17 protein-coding genes are annotated in these 17,929 nt (G+C 65.4%); 11 read left to right on the forward strand and 6 right to left on the reverse strand.

Translation table 11 applies throughout. The features are described 5' to 3' along the window. Positions 1 to 21 precede the first annotated feature (21 nt). The 3 genes from dmpH (TBU01S_RS19235) (at position 22) to TBU01S_RS19245 (ending at position 1,710) form a co-directional block, all read left to right on the forward strand. A complete protein-coding gene (dmpH, locus tag TBU01S_RS19235; RefSeq protein WP_068639147.1) occupies positions 22 to 810 on the forward strand; it encodes a 2-oxo-3-hexenedioate decarboxylase in 789 nt (262 codons plus the stop codon). A 60-nt stretch (positions 811 to 870) separates the two neighbouring features. Further along, entirely contained in the window at positions 871 to 1,062 is a 192-nt protein-coding gene (gene thmT / locus TBU01S_RS19240) for a 2-hydroxymuconate tautomerase (protein ID WP_068639119.1), read from the forward strand. A 75-nt stretch (positions 1,063 to 1,137) separates the two neighbouring features. Then, a complete protein-coding gene (locus TBU01S_RS19245) occupies positions 1,138 to 1,710 on the forward strand; it encodes an antibiotic biosynthesis monooxygenase (protein ID WP_068639121.1) in 573 nt (190 codons plus the stop codon). Between the two features lie 24 nt (positions 1,711 to 1,734). Here the strand turns inward: TBU01S_RS19245 and TBU01S_RS19250 are convergent, their stop codons facing one another. The 6 genes from TBU01S_RS19250 to benA all read right to left on the reverse strand — a co-directional run bounded on the left by TBU01S_RS19250 (position 1,735) and on the right by benA (position 7,228). After that, a complete protein-coding gene (locus TBU01S_RS19250) occupies positions 1,735 to 2,139 on the reverse strand; it encodes a RidA family protein (protein WP_245650984.1) in 405 nt (134 codons plus the stop codon). After that, a complete protein-coding gene (locus TBU01S_RS19255) occupies positions 2,136 to 3,116 on the reverse strand; it encodes an AraC family transcriptional regulator (RefSeq protein ID WP_068639122.1) in 981 nt (326 codons plus the stop codon). The genes TBU01S_RS19250 and TBU01S_RS19255 overlap by 4 nt, the downstream gene beginning before the upstream one ends. A 304-nt stretch (positions 3,117 to 3,420) precedes the next feature. After that, positions 3,421 to 4,200: a 1,6-dihydroxycyclohexa-2,4-diene-1-carboxylate dehydrogenase gene (locus TBU01S_RS19260; protein WP_068639123.1), complete on the reverse strand. Its 780-nt coding sequence runs from the start codon at positions 4,198 to 4,200 to the stop codon at positions 3,421 to 3,423. 22 nt (positions 4,201 to 4,222) lie between these two features. After that, positions 4,223 to 5,233: a benzoate 1,2-dioxygenase electron transfer component BenC gene (benC, locus tag TBU01S_RS19265; protein WP_068639124.1), complete on the reverse strand. Its 1,011-nt coding sequence runs from the start codon at positions 5,231 to 5,233 to the stop codon at positions 4,223 to 4,225. 121 nt (positions 5,234 to 5,354) lie between these two features. After that, positions 5,355 to 5,843, reverse strand: a complete 489-nt coding sequence (gene benB / locus TBU01S_RS19270) for a benzoate 1,2-dioxygenase small subunit (protein WP_068639149.1) — start codon at positions 5,841 to 5,843, stop codon at positions 5,355 to 5,357. Positions 5,844 to 5,869: 26 nt separating this feature from the next. Further along, a complete protein-coding gene (benA, locus tag TBU01S_RS19275) occupies positions 5,870 to 7,228 on the reverse strand; it encodes a benzoate 1,2-dioxygenase large subunit (protein ID WP_281178474.1) in 1,359 nt (452 codons plus the stop codon). A gap of 252 nt (positions 7,229 to 7,480) precedes the next feature. Here benA and TBU01S_RS19280 point away from each other — a divergent pair, with 252 nt between their 5' ends. The 8 genes from TBU01S_RS19280 (at position 7,481) to TBU01S_RS19315 (ending at position 17,927) form a co-directional block, all read left to right on the forward strand. Beyond that, positions 7,481 to 11,023, forward strand: a complete 3,543-nt coding sequence (locus tag TBU01S_RS19280) for an indolepyruvate ferredoxin oxidoreductase family protein (RefSeq protein WP_068639125.1) — start codon at positions 7,481 to 7,483, stop codon at positions 11,021 to 11,023. Positions 11,024 to 11,138: 115 nt separating this feature from the next. Further along, positions 11,139 to 11,429: a 2Fe-2S iron-sulfur cluster-binding protein gene (locus TBU01S_RS19285; RefSeq protein ID WP_068639126.1), complete on the forward strand. Its 291-nt coding sequence runs from the start codon at positions 11,139 to 11,141 to the stop codon at positions 11,427 to 11,429. 129 nt (positions 11,430 to 11,558) lie between these two features. Beyond that, positions 11,559 to 12,488: a catechol 2,3-dioxygenase gene (locus TBU01S_RS19290; protein WP_068639127.1), complete on the forward strand. Its 930-nt coding sequence runs from the start codon at positions 11,559 to 11,561 to the stop codon at positions 12,486 to 12,488. Between the two features lie 141 nt (positions 12,489 to 12,629). Beyond that, positions 12,630 to 14,090 (forward strand): 2-hydroxymuconic semialdehyde dehydrogenase, encoded by a 1,461-nt coding sequence (locus TBU01S_RS19295; RefSeq protein WP_068639128.1) that lies wholly within the window; start codon positions 12,630 to 12,632, stop codon positions 14,088 to 14,090. Between the two features lie 11 nt (positions 14,091 to 14,101). After that, positions 14,102 to 14,884 (forward strand): 2-oxopent-4-enoate hydratase, encoded by a 783-nt coding sequence (gene dmpE, locus TBU01S_RS19300; RefSeq protein WP_068639129.1) that lies wholly within the window; start codon positions 14,102 to 14,104, stop codon positions 14,882 to 14,884. A gap of 28 nt (positions 14,885 to 14,912) precedes the next feature. After that, positions 14,913 to 15,701, forward strand: a complete 789-nt coding sequence (gene dmpH / locus TBU01S_RS19305) for a 2-oxo-3-hexenedioate decarboxylase (protein WP_068639130.1) — start codon at positions 14,913 to 14,915, stop codon at positions 15,699 to 15,701. A 110-nt stretch (positions 15,702 to 15,811) separates the two neighbouring features. Next, entirely contained in the window at positions 15,812 to 16,984 is a 1,173-nt protein-coding gene (locus TBU01S_RS19310) for an ABC transporter substrate-binding protein (protein WP_068639131.1), read from the forward strand. Positions 16,985 to 17,060: 76 nt separating this feature from the next. Then, entirely contained in the window at positions 17,061 to 17,927 is an 867-nt protein-coding gene (locus tag TBU01S_RS19315) for a branched-chain amino acid ABC transporter permease (RefSeq protein WP_068639132.1), read from the forward strand. The last annotated feature ends 2 nt before the right edge of the window (positions 17,928 to 17,929 follow it).

Below are 17,929 nucleotides of genomic sequence, written 5' to 3' on the forward strand. Positions count from 1 at the left end.
GAAGGCGAAGGGGATTGCAGCATGAAACTGTCACGCGAAGCCATCGAGCAATTGGCCATCCATCTCGAGACCTGCGAACTGGAGGCGAAGGACACGCCCAAGATCACCGACGAGCATCCCGACATGGACTGGGACGACGCCTATGCCATCCAGGACGAGATCCGGCGCCGCAAGATAGCCCGCGGCAACCGCGTCATCGGCCTCAAGGCCGGGCTGACCTCGCATGCCAAGATGAAGCAGATGGGCGTCGAGACGCCGGTGTTCGGTTTCCTGGTGGATTACTTCAGCGTGCCCGAAGGCAGCGAGATTAACACCTCGGAGCTGATCCATCCCAAGGTCGAGCCCGAGATCGCCTTCGTCACCAAGGCGCCGCTGCGCGGGCCGGGCTGCCACATCGGCGCCGTGCTCGCCGCCACCGATTTCGTCATCCCGGCCATCGAGGTCATCGACAGCCGCTACCGCGACTTCAAGTTCGACCTCAAGAGCGTCGTCGCCGACAACTGCTCGTCGAGCCGCTTCGTCGTCGGCGGCAGGATGGGCGATGCTGCCGAGCTGGACCTGCGCACCACCGGCATCGTGCTGGAGAAGAATGGCGAGCCGGTGGCCTTCGGTGCGGGGGCGGCGGTGCTCGGCCACCCCGCCGCCGCGGTGGCGATGCTGGCCAACATGCTGGGCGAGCGCGGCGAGGAGATTCCGGCCGGGTCGCTGATCCTGTCGGGCGGCATCACCGAGGCCGTGGCCGTGCAGCCGGGCGACGACGTCACATTGCGGGTGCAGGGCCTCGGCTCGGTATCCGTGCGCTTCAAATGATCCCGTGGAGCGGCCAGCAAGGCCTGCCGCTCCAAACCCACAAGCCCGGAGAACGGAACCATGCCATTTGCCCAGATCTACATGATCGAAGGCCGCAGCGAAGAGCAGAAACGCGCGGTGATCGAGAAAGTCACCCAGGCGCTCGTCGATGCAGTCGGCGCGCCGAAGGAGAACGTGCGCGTCTGGATCCACGACGTGCCCAAGGAAAACTGGGGCATTGCCGGCGCCTCGGCCAAGGATCTGGGGCGCTGACGATGGCCGTTGCCCGACGCTCCGGCGCGGGGCACGCTCGGTCGTGCCGATGAAACAGCCTGGGGATCCGCTGCGATGAACGATCCGACAAACGAAACCGCTCCGTCCGTCACACGCATCGCGCGCCGCCGCGCGCTCCCGGGGCACGAGGCGGAATACGAATCGCGGGTGCGCGCGATGCTGGCCCGGATGCGCACCTTCAAGGGCTTCCTGGGCGGCGACATCATTCCGCCCGAGCAGCCGGGGGGCGATTATCAGATCGTGACGCGTTTTGCTTCCGAGGCTGCGTTGGATGTCTGGGACCGCAGCGAAGCGCGGATGCAGTGCCTCGAGCGCTTGCGCGAAGTCGCCGATGGCGAGCCGGCGTTCCGGAAGTTGAGCGGCCTGGAAGCCTGGTTCGAGCCGGCAGTGGTGCCTGCCAGCATGCACCCGCCCCGCGCGCGCATGGCGCTGGTGACCTGGCTGGGCATCTTTCCGACCGTGTCCCTGGTGCTCTGGCTGGCCGCCCCTCTGCTGCAGGCTTTGCCCTTCCTGCTGCGTACCGCAGTTCTGACGGCGTTGATCGTGGTGATGATGACCTGGCTGGTGATGCCCAGGCTGGTCCGACTGCTCCGTGGGTTTCTCAATCAGGGGCATGGCAAATCCTGATCTCGGCCCTGCGGTCACTGCTGTTTACTGTGCCGCGATGATGTCGATCTCGACCCGCAGGCCGGGAAAGGCCAGGCGTTCGATACCCAGCAAGGTGACTGCGGGCGGATGCTCCGGGTCGAAATAGGCAGAGCGGATTTCACGGATGCGGGCGGTCTGTTCGGGCTGCAGGCCGACCACGTAGATCGTCACCGCGACCAGGTCGCGCATGCCGGCGCCCTGGGCGCGCAAGGCGATGTCGAGGTTGTCGAGCGTGCCCTCGAGCTGCGCTTCGAGATCGTCCGGATGACGGACCTTGCCGTCCGCGTCGCAGTCGACCTGGCCGGATACGAAGATCAGCCGCTCGTGACCGCGGATCGAGAAAGTCTGGCTGAAAGCCTTGCCGGAGAACAGTTCGGGGGGATTGATTGCCAGGCGTTCGATGCTCATTTGCCTGCTTCTTTCGATGATGGGTGGCGGCAGCGGATCGATTGCGAAGGCAGCACGCCGTATGCCGATTTGTAGAGTTCGGAGAACCGGCCGAGATGGGTGAAGCCGTATTCGAGCGCCACCGCGGTGACGTTCGGACAGGGCTGCTGCGGATCGCTCAGCACGGCGTGCACCCGTTCCAGCTTCTTCTGGCGGACGTAGTTCTTGGGTGTGGTCCTGGCGTTCTTCTCGAACAGCATGTACAGCGAGCGCAGGCTGAGTCCGGCATGCTGGGCGAGTTGTTCGGCGCTGAGTTCGAGCTTGATGTTGCGCTCGATGTAGTTGCTCAGGCGTTCGAAGCTGGGCGCATGCCGGGTCGGGGTGATCATGCTGACGTTGTGCTTGAGCATGACCATCAGCTTGGTCGTCACCACCTGGTTGTAGTGCTGCAGCATCTGCGGCGTGGCGAGCTCCGATTCGGCCTCTTCGCACAGCAGTTTCAGCAGCATCAGCAGGCTGTCGATGTCCTCGAACTTGTGCGGTACCTGGCTGAACTTGATACTCTCGTTGGGCTTGAACCAGCGGTGCTCGGCACAGGCATCGTCCAGCATCGGCGATGGAATCCGCAGGATGAACTTCTCGCAGTCGTCCGAATAGGTGAGATCGATGGGCTCGTCCGGATTGATGACCAGCACATGGCCTGCGGACAGGTCGAGCGAGGTATTGGCCAAGGTGTAGCGGCAATGCCCGTGCAGGATGAATTGGGCATGGTAGATGTCCCCCAGGCCCTCGGAGAGGATGCGCGCCTGGGCGCCGTAGCGCAGGCGGCACAGGTCCAGCATGCCGGCGCGGCGGTGGCTGAGCGAGGCGCTGGCATGGCCGGCGTTGGACAGCCGCAGGCTGTGCGTGCCGACATTGGCACGTACGTATTCGGAGACTTCGAAAGGATTCGCCGCGGCGAAGACTTTGCTGCTGCCGTTCAGGAACTGGAGGGGCATCACGCGGCCCTCCGGGGCGATGTGGGCGAATGTGCCTGCAGCACACCTTCGTTCGTCATTTCCTTCTCCTCTCCGCCAGGGGATGGTCTGGCGCCTTGTCCTGGGCTGGGTGATTCCGGCTTCTTATGGGAAAAATTATCGAGATATTCAGTAATTTCGATTGTATGGCCTTATAAAAATTATGTCTATATGGCGATATAAAATTTTTTGAGCCTGGCGAGGCGGGCGTCCGCGATGAAAAAAAGCCGCGCTGCCCGATCACAGCGCGGCCAATGCGTCCGAGGAGAGGGAGAGGACGCTGCAATCAGCCCATGTCGCCACCGCCCACCGGCAGCACCGTGCCGGTGATGTAGGCGGCGTCGTCGGAGGCGAGGAACAGGATGGGTTCGGCCTGTTCCTCGAGTGTGCCGTAGCGCTTCATCAGGCTGCTGTCGATCGACTGGCTGTAGATCTGCTCGTACCAGCGTTTTTCCTGCTCGCTCTGTGCCTGCGTGTTGCGCGGCACGCGGCGCGGCGGGGCCTCGGTCGCACCCGGCGCGGTGGCATTGACGCGAATGCCGCGCTCACCGTTCTCCAGCGCCAGGCAGGCCGTCAGGGCGTTTACCCCGCCTTTGGCCGCGCCATAGGGCACGCGGTTGACGCCGCGGGTAGCGATCGACGACACATTGACGATCGCGCCCTTGCCCTGCGCCTGCATGTGCGGCAGGACCGCGCGGCAGCACCACAGCGTGGGGAACAGCGAGCGGCGCACTTCGGCTTCGATCTCGTGCTCGGCGTAATGCTCGTAGGGCTTGGTCCAGATCGTGCCGCCGACATTGTTCACGAGGATGTCGATGCGGCCGAACCGGGCGACGGCCGCATCCATGACGCGCTGGCATTCGGCGAATTTCTCGAGGTCGGCGGTCAGGCCGAGGACGTCGGTCTTCTTCTGCGCAAGGGCATCGGCGACCTCATGGACGATCTCCGAGCGGTCGACCAGCACCAGCGTGCCTTCTTCCTCGGCGATGCGCTCGGCGACGCGCTTGCCGATGCCCTGCGCGGCGCCGGTGATGACCGCGACCTTGTTGTTGAAACGGTTAGGCATGTTTGCTCCTGGCTGGGCCGGCTCAGACGCTGGCGGCGAATTTCTCGTAGTGGAAGCTTTTGGGTTCGATCTGGCGTTCGCGCAGGTCATGGGCGACCGCCTCGACCATCGGCGGCGGGCCGCACAAGTAGATGTCGACCTCGCCGCCGTTGAGGTGGGCCGGCTCGATGTGGGCGGTGACGTAGCCCTTCTTCGGCCATGCGCTGTCGTCGGCGACCACGCAGACTTCGTAGCTGAAATTGGGCAGGGCGGCCTTGAAGGCATCCAGGCGGTCGAGGGCGACGACGTCGGCGTCGGTATTGACGCCGTAGATCAGGTGGACCGGGTGGGCGCTGCCGCCCTGGGCCACGAGCTTGTCCAGCATCGCCAGGAAGGGGGCGAGGCCGGTGCCGCCGGCGAGCATCAGCACCGGGCGGGCGACGTCGCGCAGGTAGAAGCTGCCGATGGGGCCGGCAAGCCTGATCGTGTCGCCGGGGCGGGCGCGCTCGGTGAGGTAGCCGCTCATCAGGCCGTCGGGTACGTTGCGGATCAGGAAGGCGACCTTGCCTTCGGCGGGCATCGAGCTGAACGAGTAGGCACGGGTGCGGGTGGTGCCGGGCACTTCCAGGTTGGCGTACTGGCCGGGCAGGAAGGCGAGCTTGTCGATGCCCGGGCCCTGCAGCACCAGGCTGATGGTGCTGGGGGAGAGCTGGCGCACCTCGTCCACCGATGCGCTCAGCGTCGCCTGCCTGATCTTGCACACGTCGGACGAGACGGGCACGTTCACGACGCAGTCGCTCCTGGGGTGCATCTGGCAGGTGAGGACGTAGCCCAGGCCCGCCTCTTCCTCGCTCATCGCGTCGTCGATGTAGAAGCCCAGCTCGTACTGGCCGGATTCGGCCTTGCACTTGCAGGCGCCACAGGCGCCGTCGCGGCAGTCGATCGGCACGTTGACGCCCTGGCGGTAGGCGGCATCGGCCACGGTTTCCGAAGCGTTGCAGTCGATGAAGCGGGTGACGCCGTCCTCGAAATTCAGGGCGATCTTGAATGTCATGCTTGTCTCCGTGTCGGGGCATGGTCGACCGGCGTGCGCCCGCCCGATGCCGCGGCCCCGTCCGTTGCGGACGGGGCCGCGGCCGTCGTGGCCGGCGTGCGGCGGCGCCAGGCTTTTGTTGTCAGACGTGATACACGTCGAGGACGTGGCGGATGTAGTCGGTCTTGAGCACGACCTTCTTCTCCTTGATGAGCGGCTGCCCGCCGGACAGGTCCAGGGTGTAGAAGCTCGTGCCGCAGAAGTGGTCGGTGTGGTTGTAGCGCACGCTCATCGTGTGCCAGTTGAAGCGCAGCTTGACCATCTGCCCGTCCTGCTCGAGCACTTCGATGTTGCTCAGGTGGTGGTTCGTGCGCGTGTCGGGAATGGTCGCGCTCGAGCGTTCGGTGCGGATGCGGAACACGCGGTCCTCGAGGCCGGCGCGGCGGCCGTACCAGATCAGCGAGATCTCGCTTTGCGGGTCTTCGGTCAGTTCGCCGTCGTCGTCCCAGGCCGGCATCCAGAAGGTGCAGTTCTCGTCGTACAGCGCCAGCCAGCTGTCCCAGTCGCGGTCGTCCAGGTAACGGGCTTCGCGGTAGAGGAAGGCGCACAGGTTCTCGTAGGAAATGTTCATGTCGATGGTCTCCGGTTGGCGTTTGCTCACTTGGCCGCGATGGCTTCGCGCATCTGTTCGAGCCAGTAGCTGTGCTGGGCGACGTAGAGGCCTTCGTCCTCGGTCTTGATCCCCGACAGGATGGGCTTGAGTCCGATCTTGTCGGCTTCGCCGTCCGGGCCTTCGACCCAGTGCTCGGCGCCGCGCGACATGTCGTTCCATTCCAGCGCACCGCCCATGAAGCCTTCCTGGCAGGCGCGGAATTCTTCCAGGTCGTCGGGCGTGGCCATGCCGGTGGCGTTGAAGAAGTCCTCGTACTGGCGGATGCGGCGGGCGCGGGCTTCGGCCGATTCGCCCTTGGGCGCGATGCAGTAGATGGTGACTTCGGTGCGGTTGACGTCGAGCGGACGGAACACGCGGATCTGCGAGCTGAACTGGTCCATCAGGTAAACGTTCGGGTACAGGCACAGGTTGCGCGAATTGCAGATCATCCAGTCGGCCTTCGCTTCGCCGAATTCCTCGACCAGGCGCTCGCGCTGCTCCATCAGCGGGCGGTCCTCGGGGTTGTCCCAGCGGGTCCACAACAGCAGGTGGCCATTCTCGAACGAGTAGGAGCCGCCACCCTTCTTGGCCCAGCCGCCCGCGCTCATCGCATTGATGTCGTCGCCCGAGTCGCGGCTCTTGCGCTGCGCCTGGGTTGCCGCGTAGTTCCAGTGCGTGGCGGTGACGTGGTAGCCGTCGGCGCCGTTCTCGGCCTGCAGCTTCCAGTTGCCCTCATAGACATAGGTCGAGGCGCCGCGCAGCACTTCCAGGCCTTCGGGGGACTGGTCGACGATCATGTCGATGATGACTTTCGATTCGCCGAGGAAATCTTCCAGCGACTGCACGTCCGGGTTCAGGCTGCCGAACAGGAAGCCGCGGTAGGACTCGAAGCGCGCGATTTTCTTCAGATCGTGCGAACCATCGCAGTTGAAGCTGGCCGGGTAGCCGGTTTCGGCCGGGTCCTTGATCTTGAGCAGCTTGCCCGAGTTGTTGAAGGTCCAGCCGTGGAAGGGGCAGGTGAAGCTGCCCTTGTTGCCGTGCTTGAAGCGCGCCAGCGTGGCGCCGCGGTGGGCGCAGGAGTTGATGAAACAGTTGAGCTGATTGTCCTTGTTGCGGGTGATGAACACCGGCTGGCGGCCGATCTTGGTGGTGTAGTAGTCGTTGATCTTCGGCACCTGGCTCTCGTGGGCGAGATAGATCCAGTTGCCCTCGAAGATGTGCTTCATCTCGAGATCGAACAGCGCTTTGTTGGTGAACATCTCCCGCTTGCAGCGGAAAACCCCTTTTTCCTTGTCCTTCTGAACCAGTGAGTCCAGATATTCCGTAGTGATCATCGCCAGCGTCTCCAGTGTCGTTTGCAGCATGGAGTTCGCATCCTAGGGACGACAAAAGGCGTGAAATATCCACTTCTTGCAGCATCGCTATCCAGTCTGTGCAGTGCGCGCCAGGATGCACAAAGCGGATAGAACTCGTGCAGGAACTGGATATTTCTGCTTCTCCGCTGCCCCTAATCTGCGCTCCATGCCGTTCCGGCGGGCCGCTTGGCGCCGGGACCCAACGGAGACCAGCCGCTGCCCCCGCGGGGGCCGGGCAGACAAGAAAAGGAAACGGCGGACATGTCATCGGGCACGAAGACGCTCAACGCATTCACGCAGGAAGAAGGCGACATCCATCTCGGCGGCATCGACGCCATCGTCCGCCTGACGCTCGACCAGGTGCGCACCGATGCGCGCCGCGGGCTGAAGACCGGCATGTTCGTGTCCGGCTACCGCGGTTCGCCGGTGGGCATGCTCGATGCGGCACTGATCCGCCAGCAGAAGCTGCTGCTCGAACATCACATCCATTTCGTCGACGGCATCAACGAGGACCTGGCCGCCACCGCGGTGTGGGGCACGCAGATGCTGCATACCGTCGGCAAGCAGAAGTTCGACGGCGTCACCGGCATGTGGTACGGCAAGGCGCCGGGCGTGGACCGCTCGGGTGATGCGCTCAAGCACGCCAACTACACCGGCATCGGCAGGAATGGCGGCGTGCTGGCGATTGCCGGCGACGATCCGAGCTGCAAGAGCTCGTCGCTGTGCTCGCAGTCCGAGCCGATGCTCTATCACGTCGGCATCCCGTCGCTGTACCCGGGCAACGTGCAGGAGATTCTCGATTACGGCCTGCATGGCTACCAGATGTCGCGCCTGGCCGGCCTGTGGGTGGGGATGAAGATCGTCACCAATGTCGCCGACAGCACCGGAACCGCCTGTATCTCGCCCGAGCGGCTGCAGTTCGTCACGCCCGATCTCGAATTCGACGGCAAGCTGTTCACGCCCAGCATGAACCTGGGCATGAACGTGCGCGCCGAGGCGCTGGAAATGGAGCAGTCGCTGTACACCCGCCGTCTCGAGGTCGCCAGGCGCTATGCCCGCGCCAACCGGCTGAACGACATCGTCTTCCCCAACCCCGAGGCCTGGATCGGCATCATCACCGCGGGCAAGACCTACGGCGACCTCAACCAGGCTTTTCTGGAGATGGGGCTGGACGATGCGGCGCTGCGCCGCCACGGCATCCGCGTGCTGAAGATGGGCATGCTGTTCCCGATGGAGCCGAGCATCGTGCGCGAGTTCGCGCAGGGGCTGGAAGAGATCTTCGTCATCGAGGAAAAGCGTCCCTTCCTCGAGATGTTCGCCAAGCAGGTGCTGTACGGCACGGCCAACGCGCCGCGCATCGTCGGCAAGTTCGACGAGGAAGACAAGGAGCTGCTGCCGCACTACGGCGAGTTCGAGTCCGACACCCTGGTGCGTGCGCTGTTGAAGCGCCTGTCGCGCAAGACGCGCATCGAGTCGGCGGAGAACTGGCTCGCGCGCCTCGACGAAATCCACTCGCGCAGCAAGCTGCCCACCGCGGTGCGCACCGCCTGGTACTGCTCGGGCTGTCCGCACAACAGCTCGACGAAGGCGGTCGACGGCAGCATCGTGTCGGCCGGCATCGGCTGCCACACGATGGCGATGTGGATGGGGCGCAACGTGGTCATGGGCACCCACATGGGCGCAGAGGGCACGCAGTGGATCGGCATGGCGCCTTTCACCGAGGCCCGGCACATCTTCCAGAACATGGGCGACGGCACCTATGCGCACTCGGGCAGCCTGGCGATCCGCTATGCGGCCTCGACCGGGGTCAACATCACTTTCAAGCTGCTGCGCAACGCCCACACTTCGATGACCGGCGGCCAGGCCATCCAGGGCGAGGTGCCGTTGGCCAGCATGGTGTCCGACCTGCTGGCCAACGGGGTCAGGAAGATCATCGTCACCACCGACGATCCGTCGCGCTTCAATGCGGTGAGCCTGCCCGGCGGCACCGAGGTCTGGCACCGCGACCGCCTCGACGAGGCGCAGCGCGTGCTGGCAGCGACGCCGGGCACCACCGTGCTGCTGCACGACCAGGAGTGCGCGGCGGAGCTGCGCCGGGCGCGCAGCCGGGGCAGGGCCGAGGAGCCGGCCGAAGTCGTCGTCATCAACGAGCGTGTGTGCGAAGGCTGCGGCGACTGCGGCGAGGTCTCGAACTGCATGAGCGTCGAGCCGGTGCACACCGAGTTCGGCCGCAAGACCCGCATCCATCAGTCCTCGTGCAACAAGGACTACAGCTGTGTGAAAGGCTTCTGTCCGTCTTTCCTGACCATCACGCCGAATCCCGTACCGGCTGCCGAGGATGCGCCGAAGCGCCGGAAAGGGCGCATCCCGGTGTTCGAGCGCGAACTGCCGGTGCCGCCGAAGAAAGTGGATGACACGATCGGCGTCGGCATCCACGTCATGGGCATCGGCGGCACGGGTTCGGTCACGGTGGTGGCGACGCTGGCCAAGGCCGCGCGGCTCGAGGGCAAGCACGTGATCGGCCTCGACCAGACCGGCCTGGCGCAGAAGGGCGGCGCGGTGATCTCCGACATCAAGATCACCCATGCGCCGTTCAAGGGCTCGAACAAGATCTCGGATGGCCGCGCCGACCTTTACCTGGGTTTCGACATCCTCAATGCCACCGACCCCAAGAACCTGGACAAGTGCAGCCCCGGCCGCACGATCGCGGTGGTATCGACCACGGAGACGCCGACCGGACAGATGGTGACCAACCGCAAGACGCTGTTTCCGGCCGTCGGCGGCCTGAGCGCGGGCATCGAGCGCGTCACGCGCAAGGCGGACAACGTTTTCCTCGACGGCCAGGCGCTGGCCGAGGGGCTGTTCGGCGACGCCATGGCGACCAACAATTTCATGGTCGGCGTCGCTTTCCAGGCGGGCGCCATCCCGCTGCAGGCCGGATCGATCGAAGAGGCCATCCGCCAGTCGGGCGTGGCGGTCGACATGAGCCTGGCCGCCTTCCGCTGGGGCCGCCTGGCGGTGGTCGATCGCGCCTTCGTCGAAGCCGAAGCGGCGCGGCTGAGCGGCGGCGCTTCGGTGATCGCACTGCACAGGAAGCCGCAGCTGTCGCCGGCGGCGCGTGCCATCGTCGATTCGATCGGCGCCGAAGGCGAGGTGAAGCGTCTGGCCGAAGTCCGCGTGCCCGAGCTTATCGCGTTCCAGGACGAAGCCTATGCCAGGCGCTATGCCGAAGTCCTCCAACGCGTCGTCGTCGCCGAGCAGCGCGCCGCCTCCAGCAGCGCGCTGTCCGAGGCCGCCGCCCGCCATCTGTACAAGCTGATGGCCTACAAGGACGAATACGAAGTCGCCCGCCTGCATACCGACCCGGCCTTCCTGGCCGAGCTGGATGCGCAGTTCCCGCACGGCTACTCGGTGAAATACAACCTGGCGCCGCCGCTGCTCGCGAAGACCGACCCCGCCACCGGCCATCTGCGGAAGAAGCAGTATGGCGGGTGGATGTTCAGGGCTTTCAAGCGCCTGGCAGGCCTGAAGCGCTTGCGCGGCTCCGCGCTGGATGTGTTCGGCAAGACTGCCGAGCGCCGCATGGAGCGCCAGTTGATCGAGGACTACATCGCGCTGCTGGAGCAGATCCTCGCCCGGCTTGCCCCAGCCAACCACGCCGCTGCGGTGGCTCTGGCCAGCGTGCCGGACGAAATCCGTGGCTATGGCCACGTCAAGGAAAAGAGCGTCGCGCTCGCCCGCGAGCTGCAGGCCGAGCGGATGAAGGCTTTCCTCGAACCGCAGCAGGAACGGCAGGTGGCCTGAGATGAAACGGCCTCCGCGCTCAACGGCTTCGCCGTCTCCCGAGGGGGAACAGGCCGCCCTTGGGGCGTCCCGGCGGGAGGCCGAGGCGACAGCCACAGCAAGAACCTACTTCGCAGTGACGGTCGCCGATACCGGCGAATCGTTCCGCTGCGGCGAGCATGAAACCCTGCTGGCCGGCATGGAGCGGCTCGGCAAGTGCGGCATCCCGGTGGGTTGCCGCGGCGGCGGCTGCGGGGTGTGCAAGGTACGGATCGAGTCCGGCGCCTTCAGCGCGCGGGCGATGAGCAGGGAGCACGTCAGCGCGGAGGAGGAGGGCGCCGGCATCGTGCTGGCCTGCCGGGTGAAACCGCTGTCGGACATCCGCCTGGCGGTGCTGGGACAGATGAAGAAGAAGGTCTGCGCCTGAGGTCCGGGCGCGGGTGAAACAAGCTTCAGCAACAGGGGCGGACATCGTCACGCCAACGACGCAACCCGGGGACAGCGTGCCGCCCACAAGGCGCGAGTCCCCGCCAACGACCCGAAGAGGAGATGAAAGATGGCAACCACCGGAGTGATGCGCCCCGGCCACATCCAGCTGCGCGTGCTGGATATCGACGAAAGCGTCGAGTTCTACAAGAACATGCTCGGTCTGGTCGAGACCGGCCGCGATGCCCAGGGCCGGGTCTATTTCAAGGCCTGGGACGAGCGTGACCACAACAGCGTGATCCTGCGCCAGGCCGACCGTGCCGGCATGGACCTGATGGGCTTCAAGGTCAAGGACAGGGCCACGCTCGAGCAGCTCGACAAGGACCTGCAGGCCTACGGCGTCGCCACCGAGCGCATCCCTGCGGGCGAACTGCTGGAAACCGGCGAGCGCGTGCGTTTCACCACTCCCACCGGCCACGTCATGGAGCTGTACGCCGACAAGACCGACGTCGGCAATGGCCAGCCCTACACAAACCCCAACCCCTGGATTCCTGCAGCCGAGCACGGCATCGCCCCGCATCGCTTCGACCACTGCCTGCTGTACGGTCCGAACATCGAAGAGAACCTGAAGCTCTTTATCGAAGTGCTGGGCTTCCACCTGGTCGAGCGTGTGCTGATGGAAGACGGCAAGGCGCTGCTGGGAACCTTCATTTCCTGCTCGCACAAGGCCCACGACCTGGCTTTCATCTGCCACCCCGAGCCGGGCAAGCTGCACCACCTGTCCTTCCTGCTGGGGAGCTGGGAGCAGGTGCTGCGCGCAGCCGACATCATGTCGATGAACAAGGTGTCGGTCGACATCGGCCCGACCCGCCACGGCATCACCCGCGGCACCACGATCTACGCCTTCGACCCGTCGGGCAACCGCTTCGAGACCTTCTGCGGCGGCTATGAAACCTACCCCGACCATCAACCGCTGACCTGGACCTTCGACGAGGTCGGCACCGGCATTTTCTACCACGACCGCAAGCTCAACGACCGCTTCCTGAGCGTGCTGACCTGATCCGGGCTGCGACCCGGCGGCAGATGGCGCGCCTGGCGAAGCACCGACCCCCGATCCCCAGCGGCCGCCGCACGCCGGAATGCATCCGCGTGCGACAGCCGCACAACCGAGAGCCGCTGCGTTGGGCGGCGGAGAACGAACATGCTTGCAGACAAGATCCTCAACTTCATCGGCGGCGAGTACGTCGCCACCGACAAATGGTTCGACAACCGGACGCCGATCTCCAATGCCGTCATCGGCCAGGTCGCCGAAGCCGGCAAGGCCGAGGTCGATGCCGCGGTGGCCGCCGCGCGCGCCGCGCTGAAAGGCCCCTGGGGAACGATGCCGCTGGCGCGCCGCGTCGAGCTGCTCGAAGCCCTGGTCGCCGAAATCAATGCCCGCTTCGACGAGTTCCTCGAGGCCGAATGCGCCGACACCGGCAAGCCGCGGAGCCTCGCATCGCATATCGACATTCCGCGCGGCGCGGCGAACTTCAGGGTCTTCGCCGACATGATCAAGAACGCCTCCACCGAATTCTTCGAGATGGCCACGCCCGACGGCAGTTCGTGCATCAACTACGGCTATCGCCGTCCGGTCGGCGTGATCGGTGTGATCTGCCCGTGGAACCTGCCGCTGCTGCTGATGACCTGGAAAGTCGGCCCGGCGCTGGCCTGCGGCAACACCGTAGTGGTCAAACCCTCGGAAGAGACGCCGCGCACCGCGGCGCTGCTGGGCGAAGTGATGAACAAGGTCGGCATCCCCAAGGGGGTGTACAACGTCGTCCACGGCTTCGGCCCGAACTCGGCGGGCGAATTCGTCACTTCGCACCCCGACGTCGATGCCATCACCTTTACCGGCGAGACCCGCACCGGCGAGATCATCAACCGTGCCGCCGCCATCGGCTCGCGCCCGGTTTCGCTGGAAATGGGCGGCAAGAACGCGGCGATCGTGTTTGCCGACTGCGATTTCGATGCCGCGATCGAAGGCACGCTGCGCTCGGCCTTCGCCAACTGCGGCCAGGTCTGCCTGGGCACCGAACGGGTGTATGTCGAGCGCCCGATCTTCGACAGCTTCGTCGCCGCGATGAAGGCGGGTGCCGAGGCGATGAAGATCGGTGTGCCGGACGATGCGGCGACCGACATGGGGCCGCTGATCAGCAAGGAGCACCAGGAAAAGGTGCTGTCCTACTGCCGCCTGGCGGTGGAAGAGGGCGCCACGGTGGTGACCGGCGGCGGCGTGCCCGAGATGGCCGGCGAGCTGAAGGACGGCTGCTGGGTGCAGCCGACGATCTGGACCGGCCTGCCCGAGACCGCGCGCGTGATCAAGGAAGAGATCTTCGGGCCCTGCTGCCACATCGCGCCGTTCGACACCGAAGCGGAAGTGCTGGAGAAGGCCAACGACAACAAGTACGGCCTGGCCACCGCGATCTGGACCCGCGACGTAGCGCGTGCCAACCGCGTCGCGCAGAAGATGGAAGTCGGCATCTCCTGGGTTAACAGCTGGTTCCTGCGCGATCTGCGCACCCCGTTCGGCGGTTCCAAGCAGTCGGGCATCGGCCGTGAGGGCGGGCTGCACTCGCTCGAGTTCTACACCGATCTCAAGAACGTCTGCATCAAGCTGTGAGGAAGGACACCATGGACCAGAACACCATCGAGTCGCTGGGCGATTCACTGTACGAGGCGCTCGTCTCGCGCACGCCGATCGCGCCGCCGAGCGCGGCGCATCCGGACATGACGATCGAGGACGCCTACCACGTCCAGCAGCGCATGCTCGCGCGCCGGCTGGAAAAGGGCGCGCGCGTCGTCGGCAAGAAGATCGGCGTCACCAGCAAGGCGGTGATGAACATGCTGGGTGTGCATCAGCCGGACTTCGGCTACCTGCTCGACAGCATGGTTTACAACGAAGGCGAGTCCATCGCCATGGATTCGCTGATCCAGCCCAAGGCCGAAGGCGAGATCGCCTTCGTGCTCAAGCACGACTTGCAGGGGCCTGGCGTCACCGCCGCCGACGTGCTGGCCGCCACCGAAGGCGTGATGGCCTGCTTCGAGATCGTCGATTCCCGTATCCAGGACTGGAAGATCCGCATCCAGGACACCGTGGCCGACAACGCCTCGTGCGGCGTGTTCGTGCTCGGCGACCGGCTGGTCGATGCCGCCGGCATCGATCTCGCGCTGGCCGGCATGGTGCTGGAGAAGAACGGCGAGATCGTCGTTACCGGCGCCGGCGCCGCGACCATGGCGCATCCGGTCAATGCCATGGTGTGGCTGGCCAATATGCTCGGCGGGCTGGGCATCGCGCTCAAGGCCGGGGACATCGTGCTGTCGGGCGCGATGGGCGCGATGGTTCCGGTCGCCAGGGGCGACAGCCTGCGCATGAGCATCGGCGGCATCGGCGGCTGCTCGGTGCGTTTCGTCTGATCCGTACAAACCAAACAGGAGTCCATCCATGACGCTCAGTCAACAAACCATCGAGCAGCTTGCCGAATATCTCGAGAACGCCGAACTGCAGGCCCACGAGGTGGTGAAGATCACCGAGGCCCATCCCGACATGGACTGGGACGACGCCTACGCGATCCAGGCCGAGATCCTGCGCCGCAAGCTGGCGCGCGGCAAGCGCGTGGTCGGCCTCAAGGCCGGGCTGACCTCGCGCGGCAAGATGAAGCAGATGGGCGTCGAGACGCCGGTCTTCGGCTGGCTGGTCGATTATTTCAGCGTGCCCGACGGCGGCGAGATCGAGACCGCCAGGCTGATCCACCCCAAGGTCGAGCCGGAAATCGTGTTCGTCACCAAGCGCGCGCTGAAGGGGCCGGGCTGCCACATCGGCGCCGTGCTGGCGGCGACCGATTTCGTCATGCCGGGCATCGAGATCATCGACTCCCGCTACAAGGACTTCAAGTTCGACCTCAAGAGCGTGATCGCCGACAACTGCTCGTCGAGCCGCTTCGTGCTCGGCGGCCAGGCTGCACCGGTTGCCGGGCTGGATCTGCGCACCCTGGGCGTGGTGCTCGAGAAGAACGGCGAACCCGTCGCGATCGGCGCCGGCGCCGCGGTGCTGGGGCACCCGGCGGCGGCGATCGCGGCCCTGGCCAACCACCTGGGCGCGCGCGGCGAGGAAATTCCCGCCGGCACGATGATCCTGTCCGGCGGCGTGACCGAGGCCGTGTCGGTCGCCGCGGGGGACAACGTCAGCCTGCGCATCCAGTCGCTCGGCAGCGTCAGCACCCGCTTCGTGTGAGCTGCTGGCGGCGGGGGCGCTGCCGTGGCACCGCGCCCCCCGCCGCCAGGACCACCAACGCAACACGCTACGGCACCACGGATTCAAGCACATTCAAAGAAGGAGACATCATGGGAAAGACAGTCAAGATCGCCGGCCGCACCGCGCTGAGCCTCGCAATCGCCGCCGCCAGCATCGGCGGCGCGCATGCCGCCGACAAGATCAAGGTCGGCCTGATGCTGCCCTACACCGGCACCTATGCCGCGCTGGGCAACGCCATCACCAACGGTTTCAAGCAGTACGTGGAAGAAAACGGCGGCAAGCTCGGCGGCCGCGAAGTGGAATACGCCGTGGTGGATGACGAGTCCAACCCGGCGAAAGCGACCGAAAACGCGAGGAAGATGGTCTCGCGCGAGAAAGTGGACGTGCTGGTCGGCACCGTGCATTCGGGTGTCGCGCTGGCGATGGCCAAGGTGGCGCGCGACACTAGGACGCTGATGATCGTGCCGAATGCGGGTGCCAACGACCTGACCGGCCCGCTGTGTTCGCCCTACGTGTTCCGTTCGTCGTTCTCGGCCTGGCAGCCGTCCTATGCGATGGGCGAGGCGCTGGCGAGGAAGGGGCTCAAGAACATCGTGACGGTGACCTGGAAGTATTCCTTCGGCGAGGAGTCGGTCGCCGGCTTCAAGGAAGCCTTCGAGCAGGGCGGCGGCAAGATCGCCAAGGAGATGACGCTGCCCTTCCCGAACGTCGAGTTCCAGCCTTTCCTGACCGAGATCGCCTCGCTCAAGCCCGATGCGGTGTTCGTGTTCTTTGCCGGCGCCGGCGCGGCCAAGTTCGTCAGCGACTACTCTGCGGCGGGCCTCAAGAACAGCATCCCGCTGTACGGCCCCGGCTTCCTGACCGACGGCAACCTCGACGCGATGGGTGCCGCCGGCGAAGGCCTGCTGACCACCCTGCACTATGCCGACGGCCTGAGCAACGCCAGGGACGCGGCGTTCCGCACGGAGTACGCCGCGCGCTACAAGGCGCAGCCCGACGTCTATGCGGTGCAGGGCTACGATGCGGCGCAGATGTACGAGGCTGGCTTGCGTGCTGCGGGCGGCGATCCGGGCAGGAAGGAAGAAGTCATCAAGGGCATGGAGTCCGCCACGATCGACAGCCCGCGCGGCGCCTTCACGCTGTCCCGGGCGCACAACCCGGTGCAGGACATTTACATGCGTGAAGTCAAGGGCGGCGAGAACGTCGTGGTCGAGATCGTCTCGAAGGGCCTCGAAGACCCGGCCCGCGGCTGCAAGCTCTGAGCATCCTGCTTTCCACCCTTCATTCCTAAGCCTTTGTCGTCCCGGCAGGCATGCGCCTGCCGGGCGGGGGACAGTCATGGATTTCGCAAGCTTCCTGATCCAGACGCTGAACTCGCTGCAGTACGGTTTGCTTCTCTTCCTGGTGGCAAGCGGTCTGACGCTGGTGTTCGGCATCATGGGGATCATCAACCTGGCGCACGGCAGTTTCTACATGGTCGGCGCCTATCTGGCCTTCGTGCTGAGCAGCGCCACCGGCAGCCTGGTGATGGCGATCGTGCTCGGCATTCCGCTGGCCCTGGTGTTCGGTGCCATTCTGGAGTGGGCGCTGTTCTCGCATCTGTACAAGCGCGACCACCTCGAGCAGGTACTGCTGACCTACGGCCTCATCCTGATCTTCGAGCAACTGCGCAGCCTGCTGGTGGGCGACGACGTGCACGGCGTCGCCATCCCGGCCTTTCTCGACGCCTCGATCCAGCTCACCGAGGTGATGAGCTACCCGGTGTATCGGCTGGCGATCTCGGCGGTGTGCGTCGCGCTGGCAGTGGCTCTCTATTACGTCATCCAGCGCACGCGCCTGGGCATGATGATCCGCGCCGGCAACGACGACCGCAGCATGGTCGAGTCGCTCGGCATCAACATCGACATGATCTACCGCGTGGTGTTCGCACTCGGCGTGGCGCTGGCCGCACTGGCCGGCATGCTGGCGGCGCCGATCTCGTCGGTGTTTCCGAACATGGGCAGCCAGGTGCTGATCATTTCCTTCGTGATCGTCGTCATCGGCGGCATCGGCTCGGTGTGGGGCGCGCTGGTCGCGGCCCTGATCGTCGGCTTCGCCGACACCTTCGGCAAGGTGCTGATCCCCGAGCTGTCGGGCATCGTGGTGTACGTGGTGATGGCCGTGGTCCTGCTGTGGCGCCCCGAAGGCATCCTGAAGAAAGGCTGAAA

The sequence above is a fragment of the Thauera butanivorans NBRC 103042 genome (genome assembly GCF_001591165.1).
GTDB lineage: Bacteria > Pseudomonadota > Gammaproteobacteria > Burkholderiales > Rhodocyclaceae > Thauera > Thauera butanivorans.